Source organism: Aggregatibacter valvarum, assembly GCF_980468985.1.
On the sequence record NZ_OZ413141.1, the window covers coordinates 119972 to 137871 of the forward strand.

At 43.0% G+C, this 17900-nt stretch carries 16 protein-coding genes and 2 pseudogenes; 11 read left to right on the forward strand and 7 right to left on the reverse strand.

Going from position 1 to position 17900, the window contains the following annotated elements; all coding sequences use genetic code 11:
- Positions 1-10: 10 nt before the first annotated feature.
- Complete coding sequence (gene secM, locus AC30SF_RS00545) at positions 11-328, reverse strand: secA translation cis-regulator SecM (RefSeq protein WP_489607219.1); 318 nt, start codon at positions 326-328, stop codon at positions 11-13.
- Between the two features lie 91 nt (positions 329-419).
- Between secM and AC30SF_RS00550 the strand changes: the two genes are divergently transcribed.
- From AC30SF_RS00550 to pckA (AC30SF_RS00565), 4 genes are all read left to right on the forward strand, one after another.
- A complete protein-coding gene (locus tag AC30SF_RS00550) occupies positions 420-731 on the forward strand; it encodes a DciA family protein (protein WP_489607220.1) in 312 nt (103 codons plus the stop codon).
- Positions 732-770: 39 nt separating this feature from the next.
- Positions 771-1178, forward strand: coding sequence for a MerR family transcriptional regulator (locus tag AC30SF_RS00555; protein WP_489607221.1), 408 nt, complete (start codon positions 771-773; stop codon positions 1176-1178).
- An 85-nt stretch (positions 1179-1263) separates the two neighbouring features.
- Complete coding sequence (gss, locus tag AC30SF_RS00560; RefSeq protein WP_489607222.1) at positions 1264-3153, forward strand: bifunctional glutathionylspermidine amidase/synthase; 1890 nt, start codon at positions 1264-1266, stop codon at positions 3151-3153.
- A gap of 160 nt (positions 3154-3313) precedes the next feature.
- Complete coding sequence (gene pckA / locus AC30SF_RS00565) at positions 3314-4930, forward strand: phosphoenolpyruvate carboxykinase (ATP) (protein ID WP_489607223.1); 1617 nt, start codon at positions 3314-3316, stop codon at positions 4928-4930.
- 106 nt (positions 4931-5036) lie between these two features.
- Here the strand turns inward: pckA (AC30SF_RS00565) and AC30SF_RS00570 are convergent, their stop codons facing one another.
- Positions 5037-5177: a hypothetical protein gene (locus AC30SF_RS00570; protein WP_489607224.1), complete on the reverse strand. Its 141-nt coding sequence runs from the start codon at positions 5175-5177 to the stop codon at positions 5037-5039.
- 97 nt (positions 5178-5274) lie between these two features.
- On the opposite strand from AC30SF_RS00570, the pseudogene AC30SF_RS00575 reads away from it, so the two are divergent.
- Positions 5275-5601: pseudogene (locus AC30SF_RS00575) on the forward strand (MerR family DNA-binding protein); the annotation flags it as partial.
- Positions 5602-5642: 41 nt separating this feature from the next.
- Here the strand turns inward: AC30SF_RS00575 and AC30SF_RS00580 are convergent.
- Positions 5643-6287, reverse strand: a complete 645-nt coding sequence (locus AC30SF_RS00580) for a hypothetical protein (RefSeq protein ID WP_295972667.1) — start codon at positions 6285-6287, stop codon at positions 5643-5645.
- A 265-nt stretch (positions 6288-6552) separates the two neighbouring features.
- Here AC30SF_RS00580 and pckA (AC30SF_RS00585) point away from each other — a divergent pair, with 265 nt between their 5' ends.
- Together pckA (AC30SF_RS00585) and AC30SF_RS00590 are read left to right on the forward strand one after the other, a co-directional pair.
- The gene (gene pckA / locus AC30SF_RS00585) at positions 6553-8169 is read left to right on the forward strand and encodes a phosphoenolpyruvate carboxykinase (ATP) (protein WP_489607225.1); all 1617 of its coding nucleotides are present in this window, start codon (positions 6553-6555) and stop codon (positions 8167-8169) included.
- 266 nt (positions 8170-8435) lie between these two features.
- Positions 8436-8594, forward strand: a pseudogene (locus AC30SF_RS00590) (IS200/IS605 family transposase); the annotation flags it as partial.
- A gap of 136 nt (positions 8595-8730) precedes the next feature.
- On the opposite strand, the gene AC30SF_RS00595 reads toward AC30SF_RS00590, so the two are convergent.
- Together AC30SF_RS00595 and AC30SF_RS00600 are read right to left on the reverse strand one after the other, a co-directional pair.
- On the reverse strand, positions 8731-9789 hold the full coding sequence (locus tag AC30SF_RS00595; RefSeq protein ID WP_489607226.1) for an MBL fold metallo-hydrolase: 1059 nt from the start codon (positions 9787-9789) through the stop codon (positions 8731-8733).
- Positions 9790-9974: 185 nt separating this feature from the next.
- Entirely contained in the window at positions 9975-11981 is a 2007-nt protein-coding gene (locus tag AC30SF_RS00600; RefSeq protein WP_489607227.1) for a YadA family autotransporter adhesin, read from the reverse strand.
- 196 nt (positions 11982-12177) lie between these two features.
- Here AC30SF_RS00600 and AC30SF_RS00605 point away from each other — a divergent pair, with 196 nt between their 5' ends.
- Positions 12178-12858 carry a pseudouridine synthase gene (locus AC30SF_RS00605; protein ID WP_489607228.1) on the forward strand — a complete coding sequence of 227 codons (681 nt, stop codon included), beginning with the start codon at positions 12178-12180 and terminating at the stop codon, positions 12856-12858.
- Between the two features lie 4 nt (positions 12859-12862).
- Positions 12863-13579 carry an MgtC/SapB family protein gene (locus AC30SF_RS00610; protein WP_021616021.1) on the forward strand — a complete coding sequence of 239 codons (717 nt, stop codon included), beginning with the start codon at positions 12863-12865 and terminating at the stop codon, positions 13577-13579.
- 85 nt (positions 13580-13664) lie between these two features.
- Here AC30SF_RS00610 and AC30SF_RS00615 read toward each other — a convergent pair whose 3' ends face one another.
- Together AC30SF_RS00615 and AC30SF_RS00620 are read right to left on the reverse strand one after the other, a co-directional pair.
- On the reverse strand, positions 13665-14552 hold the full coding sequence (locus AC30SF_RS00615) for an RsiV family protein (protein WP_489607229.1): 888 nt from the start codon (positions 14550-14552) through the stop codon (positions 13665-13667).
- Positions 14553-14613: 61 nt separating this feature from the next.
- Positions 14614-15489, reverse strand: coding sequence for a VirK/YbjX family protein (locus AC30SF_RS00620; protein ID WP_489607230.1), 876 nt, complete (start codon positions 15487-15489; stop codon positions 14614-14616).
- Positions 15490-15628: 139 nt separating this feature from the next.
- Here AC30SF_RS00620 and yihA point away from each other — a divergent pair, with 139 nt between their 5' ends.
- Both yihA and AC30SF_RS00630 read left to right on the forward strand, forming a co-directional pair.
- Positions 15629-16243, forward strand: coding sequence for a ribosome biogenesis GTP-binding protein YihA/YsxC (yihA, locus tag AC30SF_RS00625; protein WP_290521734.1), 615 nt, complete (start codon positions 15629-15631; stop codon positions 16241-16243).
- 120 nt (positions 16244-16363) lie between these two features.
- Positions 16364-17899: a YifB family Mg chelatase-like AAA ATPase gene (locus AC30SF_RS00630; protein ID WP_489607231.1), complete on the forward strand. Its 1536-nt coding sequence runs from the start codon at positions 16364-16366 to the stop codon at positions 17897-17899.
- Position 17900: the final 1 nt, after the last annotated feature.

A 17900-nucleotide genomic window follows, 5' to 3' on the forward strand; every position in this document is an offset into this window, starting at 1 on the left:
ACAATCGAGGTTAAATGAATGCCGGTCCGGCACGAATTGGCGCATGAGAAATAAACGGTGAACGCGAAAAGTGCGGTTCATTTTGGGAGAGAATTTCAACTGCCGGTAAGGTCTGTTGCGGTTGACATTGTTGCTGGCGGGTTTGTTGTAATAAAGACACCGCCGTTAAAATTTGAGGCGCATTTTGCTGCTGCGTATTTTGATAGTTTTCATTACCAACAGCAGCGGGATAATTCAGTTCCTGCGTAGCGGGCAAAACAAAAATCGCCAGCATGCCGAGAAGCAGTCGCGACCAAAAATTGTGTTTGCTTTTGTTGGAAATAATCATAAGGATTTCACTATCAAAAAATTGTCGGTATTGTAGCGGAATTTCGCTACAATGTCATAAATATTAGGGCGGAGAAGCGGAAAACAAGGCAATGCGTTATCAAAAACCGATCAATATTCAAACTTTATTGCAAGATTCGCCATTGGCGAAAATGATGCAAAAAGGCGTTCGACTGAATGAACTAAATCAGCAAATGAAAGCCTTCTTTCCCGCGGAATTTGCCGGGCTGTATCGTATTGCCAATATTGAGCAACAGAGTTTGCGTATTGAGGTGGCCAATGCCATGGTTCGCCAAAGTTTTTTGTTTCGCCAACAGGCATTATTGGGCGTTATTCAGCAGCAGTTGCCGGAAATTACCGAATTAATTTTTTACATTAACCCTGAATTTCGTCCTGAGTCATAAAAGTGCGGTGTCTTTTCCAGGTGTTTTTACGGAGATGAGATGAAAATAGGGAAGTTAGCCAAAGCGGTTGGTTGCAGTGTGGATGCCATTCGATTTTATGAACAAAAAGGCATCATGCCACGCCCGTTGCGTTCTGCAGGTGGTTTCCGTTTATACACTGACGAACATGTGCAGCGCTTGTCATTTATTTGTTATTGCCGTTCTTTGGATATGTCCCTGGAAGAAATCAAATTGCTCTTGAGTTTGGACACCGCATCAGAACAACAAAAAACAGAAATTAATCAATTACTCGATCGGCATATTCAAGACATCGCCAAGCATATTCATCGTCTGCAACATTTACGCATGAATTTGTTGCAATTAAAACAGCAATGTGGTGAGTCGGAACAGCAGAATTTACTGCAGATCTTACAGCGTAGCCATGCGAGGTTCAGACCGATAAGATAACTACCGAAAATGTATAAAACGTAACTTGGGGCAGTAGGGGAAAAGATCTATACTATTGGCCTGATTTACTTTTCTCGGAGTTGTTATGCCGGATCGTTCTCCTAATATCACAACACATGATCCTTTTGGCAGCTTGTTGGGTTATGCGCCCGGTGGTGTTGCCATTTATTCTTCAGACTATAATACGGCAGATTCGCAGGAATACCCTGACGACGCCGCTTTTCGTAGCTACCTGGGTGGCGAATACATGGGCTATAAGTGGCAATGTGTGGAATTCGCCCGTCGCTATCTTTATCTCAATTACGGCATGGTCTTCACCGATGTGGGCATGGCGTACGAAATTTTTTCCCTGCGTTTTCTACGCCAAGTAGTGAATGACGCATTGTTACCGCTACAAGCCTTTGCCAATGGTGGCAAGCGAGCGCCGGAATGTGGCGCGTTGCTGATTTGGCAAGAAGGGGGCGAGTTCAAACACACCGGCCATGTGGCGATTATCACCGAGGTACTGGCAGACAAAGTCCGTATCGCAGAACAAAATGTGATTCATTCCCGCCTGCCGAGTGGTCAACAATGGACCCGTGAATTGCCAATGACGATTACAGAGGAAGGTTATCGCTTACAGGATACTTTTAATGATACAGAAATCCTTGGTTGGATGATTCAAACGGACAACGAGGAATTCAGCCTGCCACAACCTATGCCGGCGCCGAATAAACTCAACATTTGTGCAAAACATATTGAGAATCAAGGGCAGTTTTCAGCAAACTGGCTGGATGAAACAAAACCGTTAGAGGCGGCTTACGTTAAAGCAATGCAAGGGCATCGAGTGAATCATGGTGATCAATATCGTTATTTTGCGCTTTCCGAAAGCGCACAACATGAACTGATTCGCGCTACGAATGAATTGCATCTCATGTATTTGCACGCCACCGACAAAGTACTCAAAGACGATAACTTATTGCAATATTTCAACATCCCAAAACTGCTTTGGCCTCGCCTGCGGTTATCTTGGCAAAATCGTCGTTATCAAACCATCAGTGGACGATTAGATTTCTGTCTCGATGAGCGCGGTTTGAAAGTGTATGAATACAATGCTGATTCCGCCTCTTGTCATGCTGAAGCGGGCGCAATCTTGCCACGTTGGGCAACACAAGCCGGACTCACCGCGGGGCATGATCCGAGCGAAGGTTTACTTAATGCGTTGGCAGATACATGGAAACACAGCCATGCGACATCGTTAGTCCATATTATGCAGGATTACGATGCTGAAGAAGATTACCATGCCTTGTTTATGCGTGATGCCCTGACACAAGCCGGTTTTAAAACGAAGATTATTCACGGCACGGAAGGTCTCCACTGGGATACACGCGGACAATTATTAGACGATGAAAATCAGCGTGTCCAAAGCGTATGGAAAACCTGGGCGTGGGAAACCGTGTTGGAGCAATTACGTGAAGATGCGACAGGGCGTGAAGTTGCTCCGCCGATTCGTACCGGCTATCCGGAAGATAAAGTGCGGTTAATTGACGTGTTACTTCGCCCGGAAGTACTGGTTTATGAACCTTTGTGGACAGCCATTCCAAGTAACAAAGCCATTTTGCCGGTGTTATGGTCGTTGTTTCCAAATCACCGTTATTTGTTGGAAGCGGGATTTGAACTGACATCAGAACTAATTAAAAATGGCTATGCACAAAAACCAATTGCCGGTCGTCGTGGGGATAATGTGAAACTCATTGGCGAATGTAAAACCGTGTTAGACAGTACAAACGGCCGTTTTGATAAACAGGAAAACATTTACCAGCAACTTTGGTGTTTGCCGAAAGTAGAAGATCAATATATACAGGTATGCACTTTTACCGTAGGTGGGCATTATGCCGGGAGCTGTTTGCGTTCCGACCCGACTCGGGTGATTGTCGGCGATAGCGATATGCAGCCGTTACGTATATTCAACGACAAGGCATTTATCACGGATTAAACCATCAATGGATCTTGAGACTGTTCTCTAGGCATTTGAGTCATAAAAATTTTGGAAAGAATGTTCGAATCTTTGATCAAGATAACAGTTTTTAGGTAGAAATTCTCATAGAATAGAGACAGTCTTTATTTTTAGTACTTTTAACACAACGAGGTGATCTATGACTGACTTAAGTAAAGTGATTAAAGAACTTGAAGCTCTTGGTATTCATGATGTCAAAGAGGTTGTTTATAACCCAAGTTACGAACAATTATTTGAAGAAGAAACCAAACCGGGCTTAGAGGGGTTTGAAAAGGGTACGTTGACCACAACCGGTGCGGTGGCTGTGGATACCGGCATCTTTACCGGTCGTTCACCGAAAGATAAATATATTGTGTTGGATGACACCACAAAAGACACCGTTTGGTGGAATTCCGATGCAGCGAAAAACGATAACAAACCAATGACCCAAGAAATTTGGGCGAGCTTGAAAGGCATTGTGACTAAACAACTTTCCGGTAAACGCCTATTTGTGGTTGATGGTTTCTGTGGTGCTAGCGAACAAGACCGCATTGCGGTACGTATCGTGACTGAAGTGGCATGGCAAGCCCATTTCGTGAAAAACATGTTTATTCGTCCGACAGAAGCTGAATTAAAAGATTTCAAACCAGGTTTCGTGGTGATGAACGGTTCTAAATGCACCAACCCGAACTGGAAAGAACAAGGTTTGAACTCTGAAAACTTTGTTGCATTTAACTTAACTGAACGTGTTCAATTAATCGGCGGTACTTGGTACGGCGGTGAAATGAAGAAAGGTATGTTCTCCATGATGAACTACTTCCTACCGCTTAAAGGTGTTGGTGCAATGCACTGTTCCGCTAACGTAGGTAAAGATGGCGATGTGGCTGTATTCTTCGGCTTATCCGGTACCGGTAAAACCACCCTTTCTACCGATCCGAAACGTGAATTAATCGGTGACGATGAACACGGTTGGGATGATGTGGGTATCTTCAACTTTGAAGGTGGCTGCTACGCGAAAACCATTCACCTTTCTGAAGAAAACGAACCGGATATTTATCGCGCAATCCGTCGTGATGCGTTATTAGAAAACGTAGTTGTGCGTGCAGATGGTTCCGTTGACTTTGATGACAGTTCCAAAACAGAAAACACTCGTGTGTCTTATCCGATTTATCACATCGATAACATCGTTAAACCGATTTCCCGTGCAGGCCACGCAACTAAAGTCATTTTCTTAACGGCAGACGCATTCGGCGTATTGCCACCGGTTTCTAAATTAACACCGGAACAAACTAAGTACTACTTCTTATCAGGCTTTACGGCAAAATTAGCGGGTACAGAACGTGGTATCACCGAACCAACCCCAACTTTCTCAGCGTGTTTTGGTGCAGCATTCTTAACTTTACACCCAACTCAATATGCGGAAGTGTTGGTTAAACGTATGCAAGCAGCAGGTGCAGAAGCGTATTTGGTGAACACTGGTTGGAACGGTACAGGTAAACGTATCTCTATTAAAGATACTCGCGGTATTATCGATGCTATCTTAGATGGTTCTATCGAAAAAGCTGAAATGAGCGAACTACCAATCTTCAATTTGGCAATTCCTAACGCTTTACCAGGTGTTGACCCAGCTATCTTAGATCCGCGTGACACTTACGCAGACAAAACACAATGGGAAGCAAAAGCGAAAGATCTTGCCGGTCGTTTCGTGAAGAACTTTGAAAAATATGCAACAAATGCTGAAGGTAAAGCATTAATTGCTGCAGGTCCTAAAGCGTAATCTTCTGATATGTTGTAAAACGCTGTATTAAAAAATAAATTGAACGGCCATCACATCATGAATGTCATGGCTGTTTTTTTACACTGAATTCAATTAACAGAAACGCCTAGTTATTTTGAAACCAACTGGACGTTAACGTATCAACATCAAAAACTTGCCCAATTAACGGCGTCAAAGGATTTAACCCCAATTTTTGCGCCATCGGAATGCTTTGTAATACCGGCTCATTCCATGCGTGTAATGCCAAAGGATAAGCGCCTCAGTGAATTGGCATAAATCGTTTTGGATTTAATTTAACGGCCAATTCAACCGTTTGATGAGGAAATAAATGGTTATCCGGCCAGCGCCCATCACTTTCTGCCGGTGGTTTTCGTTTATACACAGACGAACATTTGCAGCGCTTGTCATTTATTTGTTATTGCCGATCTTTGGATATGTCCCTAGAAGAAATCAAATTGCTCTTGAGTTTGGACACTGCATCGGAACAACAAAAAACAGAAATTAATCAATTACTTGATCGGCATATTCAAGACATCGCCAAGCATATTCACCGATTACAGCATTTGCGCATGAATTTGTTACAGTTAAAACAGCAATGTGGTACATCAGAGCAGCAGAATTTACTGCAGATCTTGCAACGTAGTCATGCGAAGTTTAGACCGATAAAATAAAGCCACCTCATCTTAGGTGGCTTTTATTGTTGGTGAGAAAATTAGTTTTTGACAAAATCGCTAAATGTGAGCTCGTACTCATCACCATCCCGACTGTAGGAAATAAAGCGCGGGAATTTTTCCCCTTCATGTTTTTTCACCACAATGTCTTTATTCCCTGTTTTAAATTGATAGGTAATTTCAGTTACATCCTGTTTTTTATATTTAATTTGTTTTTTGTTCGTGTTCAACACCACATTCTTCATTGGATAAAGTTTTTTGCCGTTGGTGATTTGGAAACTGGTTGGCAACTTATCGTAATAACTCAGCTGGAAAGCAACGGTAAATAAATCGTAAGTCGGCAAAGTAAGCGCTTCGGTTTTCAAGCCGTCTTTCACTTTACCATATTCAATTTTACGGTTAGCAATTTTCGCTTCGGCATAAGGTTTGTTATTGCGTGTATCTTTATAACTTAGCATATTGAAAAAATTGCTACTTTGTGCGCCTTTGGAGGTGAACTGAATGTTGTATAACGGCACGTTAATATTAGCTCTGATACTGTACTCAAAACCGTCTGACTGAAAATGCACATAAGCAGGCATGAGATAATTGGAGCTGTATTTGATGTTCAAATCCGTTGCTTCGGCAGCTTGTACACCGGGAATATAAAGTAATGTAGCCAGTAAAAATAATTTGAGTAATTTCATGTGATTCCTTTTATCTCGTTAAATTGTTGTGCAACTTAGAACGAGCTTTCAAGCATAAGTTCCCGTTGAAAGTGCGGTGCTTTTTGGATGCGTTTTGATAAAGCGGTGAGCGACTTTTCCAAAAGGCGGATAAATTCTCCCTAAAATCGAATAAAAAAGAAAGTAATATTCAAATCTTTGATCAAGATAACAGTTTTTAGGTAGAAATTCTCATAGAATAGAGACAGTCTTTATTTTTAGTACTTTTAACACAACGAGATGATCTATGACTGACTTAAGTAAAGTGATTAAAGAACTTGAAGCACTTGGTATTCATGATATCAAAGAGGTTGTTTATAACCCAAGTTATGAACAATTATTTGAAGAAGAAACTAAACCAGGTTTGGAAGGTTTTGAAAAAGGTACGTTGACCACAACCGGTGCGGTGGCTGTGGATACCGGCATCTTTACCGGTCGTTCACCGAAAGATAAATATATTGTGTTGGATGACACCACAAAAGACACCGTTTGGTGGAATTCCGATGCAGCGAAAAACGATAACAAACCAATGACCCAAGAAACGTGGGCAAGCTTGAAAGGCATTGTGACTAAACAACTTTCCGGTAAACGCCTATTTGTGGTTGATGGTTTCTGTGGTGCTAGCGAACAAGACCGCATTGCGGTACGTATCGTGACTGAAGTGGCATGGCAAGCCCATTTCGTGAAAAACATGTTTATCCGTCCGACAGAAGCTGAATTGAAAGATTTCAAACCAGGTTTCGTGGTAATGAACGGTTCTAAATGCACCAACCCGAATTGGAAAGAACAAGGTTTGAACTCTGAGAACTTCGTTGCATTTAACTTGACTGAACGTGTTCAATTAATCGGCGGTACTTGGTACGGCGGTGAAATGAAGAAGGGTATGTTCTCCATGATGAACTACTTCCTTCCACTTAAAGGCGTGGGTGCAATGCACTGTTCCGCTAACGTAGGTAAAGATGGCGACGTTGCAGTATTCTTCGGTTTGTCCGGTACCGGTAAAACCACCCTTTCTACCGATCCAAAACGTGAATTAATCGGTGACGATGAACACGGTTGGGATGATGTGGGTATCTTCAACTTTGAAGGTGGTTGCTATGCGAAAACCATTCACCTTTCTGAAGAAAACGAACCGGATATTTATCGCGCAATCCGTCGTGATGCGTTATTAGAAAACGTGGTTGTGCGTGCAGATGGTTCCGTTGACTTTGATGACAGTTCCAAAACAGAAAACACTCGTGTGTCTTATCCGATTTATCACATCGATAACATCGTTAAACCGATTTCCCGTGCAGGCCACGCAACTAAAGTCATTTTCTTAACGGCAGACGCATTCGGCGTATTGCCACCGGTTTCTAAATTAACACCGGAACAAACTAAGTACTACTTCTTATCAGGCTTTACGGCAAAATTAGCGGGTACAGAACGTGGTATCACCGAACCAACCCCAACTTTCTCAGCGTGTTTCGGTGCAGCGTTCTTAACTTTACATCCAACTCAATATGCGGAAGTGTTGGTTAAACGTATGCAAGCAGCAGGTGCAGAAGCGTATTTGGTGAACACTGGTTGGAACGGTACAGGTAAACGTATCTCTATTAAAGATACTCGCGGTATTATCGATGCTATCTTAGATGGTTCTATCGAAAAAGCTGAAATGAGCGAACTACCAATCTTCAATTTGGCAATTCCTAACGCTTTACCAGGTGTTGACCCAGCTATCTTAGATCCGCGTGACACTTACGCAGACAAAGCACAATGGGAAGCGAAAGCGAAAGATCTTGCCGGTCGTTTCGTGAAGAACTTCGAAAAATATGCAACAAATGCTGAAGGTAAAGCGCTAATTGCAGCTGGCCCTAAAGCATAATTGTCTGGCGCACTGCAAGACGTTGTATTAAAAAATAAATTAAACGACCATCACATTCATGATGTGATGGTCGTTTTTTATTTATTCCTCGTAGCGTGCAACTTGTTGCACGAATGATTAAAACATTAACCTCGATGCGTAATTCACGATTTTGTGCGTAGCGTGCATCTTGATGCACGACCTAATCACGCACGGAACGTTATTTAACCCTTTCGGGCATTCACGATTTCGTGCAACAAGTTGCACGCTACAATTCACTGAAATAGAGATATGAAAATAGACATTTCCGAGTGAAAGGATTTTTTGACAGCACAGTGAGCTTAAATACAAAAGTTGTGGAGAACTATATAAAGAATCAAGAAAAAGAAGACATGGTTCAAGATAATTTATCCACGAAAGAGCATATTGACCCTTTTAAGGGGTAGTCAAGGAAGTCATTAGACACGGCTGTCAGTTTTCACAAGCCCTTTAGGGGCTTGCGAAGTATAGGCCCTTATAGGGGAGCCTAAAAACCGCATGTTTTACGTGCGGATTGTTATTGAATTCAATTCACTGAAAACACTAGGTGTTTTGAAACCAACTGGGCGTTAACGTATCAACATCAAAAACTTGTCCAATTAACGGCGTCAAAGGGTTTAACCCCAACTTCTGCGCCATCGGAATGCTTTGTAATACCGGCTCATTCCATGCGTGCAATGCCAAAGGATAAGCGCCCCAGTGAATTGGCATAAATCGTTTTGGATTTAATTTAACGGCCAATTCAACGGTTTGATGAGGAAATAAATGGTTATCCGGCCAACGCTTATCATATTGTCCATTTTCAATGAAAGCGATATCAAATCCGTTAAAACGTTCGGCGATCACATCAAAATGCTGACCATAAGAAGAATCACCATGGAAATAAAACCGCTCTTCTTTATGTTGAATCACAAAACTGGCCCACAGTGTTCTACTATTATCAAATACACCGCGCCCGGAATAATGGCGTGCAGGCAGTGCGGTATAACGTACCCCGTTATATTCCACACTGTCCCACCAATCTAACTCGGTAATTCGCGTTGGTGCCACCCCCCAGCGTTGTAATAAAACGCCAATTCCCAGCGGTACAATAAAATGGCACTGGCGTTTAGCAAGAGTGCGTATGCTTTTCCGTTCAAGATGATCGTAATGATTATGAGAAATCAGCACGACATCGATCGCCGGTAATGCTTCAAGTGGTGCAGGCGGATCTTGGAAACGATGCATCATCACTGGCAGAGGCGAGGCACTTTTGCCAAAAAGCGGATCGGTCAGAATCGTTTGAGTGCCAAGACGCATCATCAATGTTGAATGACCAAACCAAATAAAGCGACCTTTGGGTGCCGGAGCTAAAAAGGTTGTCCAATCCGGTTTAAGGATAGGTAACGGTGCAGGAGGATGCAGCGATTTTTCCCGAAAAATGAACGTCCACATTGCACTGGCAGCGTGAACCGGTCTCCTTGCTTCAGCATTAAAAAAAGTGCGGGTATGAGGATCGTAATGATCACCGGCAGGATAAGGAGGATAATGCTTAGCATAAAGCCAGCGCCCCATTCGACCTGCAACATCACCAAACATTCCCCGTTGCTTTTTGTGTGTCATCGTTACCATGTCAATGAATCCATCAATGTTTCCATTATATGCCAACTTTTCTGAAATAATCGCTCAGCGAATGAAATAAAATCATGTGAACTCCCATGGTAACAAGCATAAAAAAATACCTGTTTCCGGCATGATAATCCGAAAACAGGCATGATATCCGTAAATTTAAACCCGGGTACTAAAAACTACCATTGATATCCAATACCGGCACCGACATTGAAATCACCTTGGGTTGTTGCAGAACCACTCATTTTGAAAATGACTTTATTAGATTCATTTGCTTTTGAATAGCCTACAGCAACGGCACTTTCACCTCTATAATTACCTACGCCAACGCCTAATAAGTTAGAACCGGCTTGAGTAACTTGAGGAATATTAGCAAGCGCCGCAGCACCGGCAATACCGCCACGCAATTTTTTATCATTCTTTTGCAAATCCTTACGTACAGAATCCACGGATGATTTTACTTCATTAAGCTGCTTCACATTTACCGCATCATGAGCATTGATCCCATCCGCAACATTTGTTACACGACGTTTTGTTGTTGCATTCCCCACTGAAACCGTATTGATTTCACCTCGATCAACCACGGAACCTTGTCCTAAGGCGACGGAATTTTCAGCCAAAACGCGAGTACCTTGCCCAACAGCAACGGCCTTATTCGCCACTACTTTAGCCTGGGAACCGAATGCAGAGGAATTATCTCCCTGCACCTGTGCAGACGAACCGACAGCAGTGGAATTACGACCATCTACTGTTGCCGCTTCCTTATTAATCTCGCCTTGTTCATTTGAGGATTGAATAATGCGTTTAATACCGTTCGCTTCGGCAGTCACTGTATTCTGTGCTAAAACGGCCTCATCTCTTGCTTTTTCTGCAGTTTGCGCAAATGCTTGCGTCATATTTTCAGAAACTTTTGCGGCGGTTTCTGAATCTTTAGCGTTAGTTTCTGAAGTTTTTGCTGCGGTTTCAGATGCCTTAGCATTGGTTTCCGCAGTTTTTGCTGCTGTTTCAGAGACTTTAGCGTTGGTTTCTGCAGTTTGCGCAGCTGTTTCAGAGGCTTTCGCATTGGTTTCTGCGGATTTTGCTGCTATTTCTGAATCTTTAGCGTTATCTTCTGAAGTTTTTGCGGCAGTTTCAGAAGCTTTAGCGTTGGTTTCTGCAGTTTGTGCAGCGGTTTCTGATGCTTTAGCGTTAACTTCTGACGTTTTTGCGGAAGTTTCAGAGGCTTTCGCATTAGTTTCCGCAGTTTTTGCTGCTGTTTCAGAAGCTTTCGCATTGTTTTCTGCAGATTTTGCAGCTGTTTCAGAGGCCTTAGCATTGGTTTCTGCAGTTTGCGCGGCTGTTTCTGATGCTTTCGCTGCGGTTTCAGATGCCTTAGCATTGGTTTCCGCAGTTTGAGCAGCAGTTTCAGAGGCTTTAGCGTTAGTTTCTGCAGTTTGTGCGGCGGTTTCTGATGCTTTTGCTGCGGTTTCTGAATCTTTTGCTGCTTTTGCCGCATCTTCTGCTTTTTTAACGGATGCGTTAATCGCTGTAAGGGAATTCGTGACCGTTGTTGCTGCGTCTTTCGCCTCTTTCAAAGTTTTCTTGGAGGTTTCTGAAAAACCATAGACAATCTTACCACTTCCGTCTGTCGTCACAGAAAGTTCATTAGTGGCACCTAAAGTTAATGTATCGTCAGCAGTAGTCTTCCATTCATCCGCTTTACCGCTAGTAGTTGTTAAAACTTTTTCGTTATTAGCAATGTTAAAGGTATAAATTCGCTTTTTGATACCCTCAACATCATCATAAATGCCCTTTGTCGCATTCGCCAAGGCATAAAGCTGAGAGCCGTTTACAGCATCTGTGGACGTTGCAGAAATTTGTCCGGCACCCACATTCTGCAACTGACGATAAAGCCGCATATCTTTATTACCTAAAGAAATAACGCCATCAGTCGTCTTAATCTCTCCTGCTGCTGTTTTACCAACATCCATTGCCCCAATCTTCAGTTCTTGAAGTGGATTTATTTTCTCATTTTTAGAGTAGATACCAACCTCTATATTATCCGCACCGACTAATACAGGAAAAGCTGAAACGAAAGGGCTAAATTGTAAGCCACCGACAACCAGTGCTGCACTTAGAATAGCTTTTGAAGAAGTGAATTCGGAGACGGTAGAAAGTTTCCGAACAGTATTTAAGGGCTTTTTCATAAATGATCCTTTTGTAAAGTCCGCCACTATATAATTGTTACAATAAAATCAATCACTTGATGGCAATAAAAGTAAAAGTAGAGTAATTTTCACTCATCCGATGAGCTGAAGTCGCACATTCTACTGGAAATTTTTCTTTTTAAAAAGAAAAGAGTAAGATTGAGCGTAATTTTGAATAACGAGGATAGCCTCCGTGATGAAAAGGCCTCATTTACGTGCGCCCAAGCAAAGAATAACGAAAATCTTCGGCAAAAAAACAAAAACACCGCCGAAAGCCTCTTTAAATTTTTCCCAGACAAAGGTGATTTTATTTAATAAACCTTTTGATGTGCTCAGCCAATTTACCGATGGTGAGGGTCGTGCCACCTTAAAGGATTTTATTGATATTCCTGATGTGTATCCTATTGGGCGGTTGGATAAAGACAGCGAGGGCTTACTTCTCTTAACGAATAACGGAGAAATTCAACATCGTTTGGCGAATCCGCAATTTAAAATGGCGAAAACGTATTGGGTGCAAGTGGAAGGCATTCCGAACGAAGAGGCGTTGGAACAACTGCGTAAAGGCGTGTTGTTAAAAGATGGCATGACACAACCGGCGAAAGTGCGGTCGATTTTGCCGCCGGATTTTTTATGGGCGCGTGTGCCACCTATTCGTGAACGGAAGCAGATTCCAACCTCGTGGTTAGAAATTCAAATTCACGAGGGAAAAAATCGACAAGTCCGCAGAATGACCGCCCACATCGGTTTTCCGACATTGCGTCTGATTCGTTATCGGCAGGCCGGCTTTGATGTTAAAAATTTACCGCCGAAAAGTTACCGCACTTTAACGACAACCGAGCTTCAACAACTTTATCACTTACTGCAACTGACCGACTAAAACCATGACAGACTTAACACAATTTATCGCCGATTTTACCCAAGACAGCCATGTCTTCATTTTCATTAAAATCCTCTTTGCCATGGTGCTTGGGGGAATTATCGGCTTGGAAAGAGAACTCAAAGCCAAACCGGTGGGTGTGAAAACGTGCATGATTATTGCGGTGACGACGTGCGTGCTAACCATTGTCTCCATTCAATCTGCCGAGCATTATGCCCAAGTGTCTGAAAATATCCGCACCGATCCTATGCGGCTGGCGGCACAGGTGATTAGTGGTATCGGTTTTCTTGGTGCCGGGGTAATTTTACGTAAACACAATGATGCCATTTCAGGGTTAACTACGGCGGCGATCATTTGGGCGGCGGCAGGTATTGGCATTGCGTCAGGGGCGGGATTTTATTTTGATGCACTTATTGCCACGATGATGATCCTTGTTGCGATTCGCTTAAGTCCTTATGTGCATAAATGGGTTCGTCGTCACGAAAAGAAAGGAAAAACACGCATTAGCGCCACGCTTTCTTCCGCTGAAGCCATTGGTCAATTTATCTTGTTATTAAAAGCACATCATCATCTTATTGAAAATATGAATATTAAAGATCAGGGCAACGGTGAAACAAAATTAACGCTCCGTTGTGCAATGAATAATAAAGAAACCGCACATGAATTATATGCATTATTAAAACAATCACCGCATATTCTTCATTTAGAAGTCGAGAATTAACCATTTCGAATAATTAGCAGAATATCATCATGTTATTGATGGGATATAAAAAAGAGTTGATATATCAACTCTTTTTTATGCCGATTTATTCGGGTGTATCTTTGGCTAAAAATTGGAATTCAGGGGTTAATATGCTTTTTAAATCGTTTTCATAAAATGACAGGGTCAATTCTTTTTCTCCTTCAGCATAAGATCCTAATGCATAGGGCGGATAAACAAACGTAATACCCTCACGAGAAAAATAGACATTTTCACTGACATAGAAATCATCTTTTGACATAAACGGTTCGATAAGCTCACCTTGTTCATTGCGATATTGATTTCTATATCTCTCCCACAATAAAGATTTTAATTTATCTTGTGCGGATTTAACGAAAATATCCTCCACTTTAATTACTGCTTTTTTCTTTAAATCCACAAGGACAAAATCCGTCCCATAAAGACCGTGCGCACCACCGGTATAATTGTGTGAGAAAATGGTAAACGTGGCAATATTTTCCCGTTGCCCTAAATATTCGGTCAGCATTTGGGTTTCATAGGCTGACATTTCGTATTCTTTCGCCTCTTTGAGTGCTTCTGCCATGTTATGTTGTAAAAATTCGATAAATTGTTGCTTATTATCGATTTTTATATTTTTATCTACGCCAAACTGTTTAATGACTTCATTTAATAATAACTCGGTTAACCAATCTGAAGACGTTTTTAACGTGGTAATATCAAATTTCACTTGATGCCATTCCTGATCGTTTCCCTCGCTTGTGGAGGAGGGAATCTTTTCTGTTTTTCGAAATAGCACTTCCGGTTCTACGCGAATCATTTGATTTTCCGCTAAATCAGCTACCTGTTTTTGCAAGGTCGCAACCTGTTCATTTAATTGGGCGATTGTTTCTACTTGCTTTTGGGTGTCTTTATCATGGCAAGCTGTGAGTCCCATCACGCCGGCAACTAAAACGGCGATGAATAATTTTTTCATAAAATTTCTAGTCTCCCTGTGAGAGAAAATGGGGAAGTAAACGTATGTTTGCGTTAAATTTCTACCGCACTTTGAGTGCAGTCGCCATATTTTCCTGTAATTGTTCCAACATGGCATAACGTTTACGGTACATAGAACGCTTATTGCTTGGAATATCGTCCATATTTTTGGTTTCAAAATGCAGTGGCAATTCCCAATAATCTTTTAACGTGCCGGCAGACTCCGCGAAAATCGCATCATAATCCACCACATAACGTTTGCTTTGCACAATGCGGGATTTGTTTTGATATTTATGCGGAATGCCCCACAAAGCGGAATAACCTAACACATTAGTTAGGGCTTTCATGGCTTCCACCATCAAATAAGCCGGACGCAATCCATGACATTTCTTGGTCAGCAATTTCACCATGTCTTTTGAACCTTCAAAATTCGGCCCTTGAATCACCGCAATTAAAAGCGCCTGTTGCACTTTGCCGAAGGTCAATAAATACACCAATTCTTGGCTTGGTGAATGAATCAATTCCAATGTCCAAAAGCCTTCCATCGGCTGATGTTCGCTAAGCATTAATTTAAGCTCAAAGTCAGGAATCACTTCACCAAAAGAAATGGCGTGTTGCCACAACGGCGGCAAACCAAGTGCGGTCAATTTTTCCGGTAAAAATGTCAGGTTGTCGCACATGGCCTCCAAGCGTTGTTTGGCGCTAAAGCGTTTATCCAAAAAACGGTGCGCCAAAGGATAGCTAAAATCCGGGCGGGTATTCAGCAGAGGCACGAGCGACGCGTTCTGATTGACAAAATATTCAAATTTTTTAATGGCTTGTCGGTGAAGAAGGGAACGTAAGCGATAACGTAAACGTTTTATGCGATACGATTTTTTACCTCGATCCGGATACAAAGCGAGAGGATGAGGCCATTGATAAAGAGCGTGTTGAGTCATTGGATGCCACAATCAAAATAGAAATAAAGTTGGCGCGCATTTTCGCATAATCTCCCCTTTTTTGCATTTTTTTGTCGTTTTTTTGCGGTTGATAAAGTATCCTAGCCGGCAATTTATCACCTTGGACACAAAGCACATCATGTCAGAGATTAAACTGAATTATCACAAAACCCATTTTTTAACCAGTTCGCCGAACCTCAAAAGTCTGCCGGAAGACAGTGGCGTTGAAATCGCCTTCGCCGGTCGCTCCAATGCAGGAAAATCAACCGCACTAAATGCCTTAACGAATCAGAAAAACCTTGCTCGCACATCAAAAACTCCGGGGCGTACCCAGCTCATCAATTTGTTTGAGGTGGAGCCACAATGCAAGCTAGTGGATTTGCCGGGCTATGGCTATGCCGCCGTGCCGGAACAAATGAAATTGCAATGGCAACAAGCTCTTGGTGAATATTTGCAAAAACGCGAATGTCTTGCCGGAATTGTGATTTTGATGGACATTCGCCATCCGCTCAAAGACTTGGATCAGCAAATGATTGAATGGGCGGTGGCCTCTGAAAAACCGGTGTTATTACTGCTTACGAAAGCGGATAAACTGAGTCAAAGCGAACGCAGCAAACAGGTCAAAATGGTGCGTGAAGCGATTTTACCGTTCCAAGGGGACATTCAAGTGGAAGCGTTTTCTGCCTTGAAACGCACCGGGATTGATCGCTTGGCCGCCAAATTAGATGCGTGGTTTGCCCCGGTTTTTGCCTAAAAAAAGCCATTTCTGCGATTCTGATCGCAAAAAAGTGCGGTGTGAATGTCTTTCATTTCGCACTTTTTTTATTTTGGCGCTCCGCCTTTTTCTTCTTTCTTCAGCATTACGGAGCCCAATATGTCTTTAGCCATCGTTTACAGTCGCGCCTCCATGGGTGTTCAAGCGCCACTGGTCACCATTGAGGTGCATTTGAGCAACGGTAAGCCAAGTTTTACGCTGGTTGGGTTACCGGAAAAAACGGTGAAAGAAGCCCAAGACCGTGTTCGCAGTGCGTTGCTCAATGCTGAATTTAAATATCCTGCCAAGCGCATTACCGTCAACCTTGCCCCGGCAGACTTACCCAAAGAAGGCGGACGTTTTGATTTGCCTATTGCCATCGGTATGATTGCCGCCTTTGGTTATATCGATCCGGAAAAATTAAAACAGTTTGAATTTATCGGCGAACTTGCCTTGACCGGTCAACTGCGTGCCGTGCATGGCGTCATCCCTGCGATTCTGGCGGCGAAACAAGCCAAGCGAAAATGCATTATTGCACAAGGCAATGCCAACGAAGCGTCACTGGTTTCCGAGCAAGAAACCTATTACGCGAATTCTTTATTGGAGGTGGTGCAATTTCTTAATGAACAAGGAGAGCTGCCTCTTGCCGGTGACATCAAAACTCAAAGCGCGGTGGATTTTTTCCCTGAAAATCCCAAAGATCTGACAGACATCATCGGGCAACAACATGCCAAGCGCGCTTTAATGATTGCCGCGGCCGGGCAGCACAATCTGTTATTTTTAGGCCCGCCCGGCACAGGAAAGACCATGCTTGCCAGTCGCTTAACCGGATTACTGCCGGAAATGACCGATCAAGAAGCTATTGAAACTGCCGCGGTTGCAAGCCTTGTACAAAATGAACTGAATTTTCACAACTGGAAACAGCGTCCTTTTCGTGCACCTCACCACAGCGCCTCCACACCGGCATTGGTGGGTGGTGGTTCGATTCCAAAACCCGGGGAAATCTCCCTTGCACACAATGGCGTGTTGTTTTTGGATGAATTGCCTGAATTCGAACGCAAGGTGTTGGACGCCCTCCGCCAGCCTTTAGAAAGTGGTGAAATCATCATTTCCCGCGCCAATGCCAAGATTCAATTTCCGGCAAGATTTCAGCTGATTGCCGCCATGAATCCCAGCCCGACAGGGCATTATCAAGGCACCCATAACCGCACATCGCCACAACAAATCATGCGCTATTTGAATCGCCTCTCCGGCCCGTTTTTAGATCGTTTCGATTTGTCCATTGAGGTGCCATTGCTGCCACAAGGTAGCCTGCAAAATAGCGGCGACCGTGGCGAATCCAGTGCCATAGTGAGAGAGAAAGTCTTAGCCGCCCGTGCCATTCAACTGCAACGTGCCGGCAAAATTAACGCCCATTTAACCAGCAAAGAAATTGAACGAGATTGTAAACTGGAAGAGAAAGACGCGTTATTTTTAGAAAATGCGTTGACCAAACTCGGGCTGTCTGTGCGGGCATACCACCGCATACTCAAGGTTTCCCGCACTATTGCGGATTTAGAAGGGGAAAAGCACATTCGCCAGCGACACTTAGCCGAAGCTCTTGGCTATCGTGCGATGGACAGACTATTACAGAAACTTTCTAAAGCATCTGTCTAAC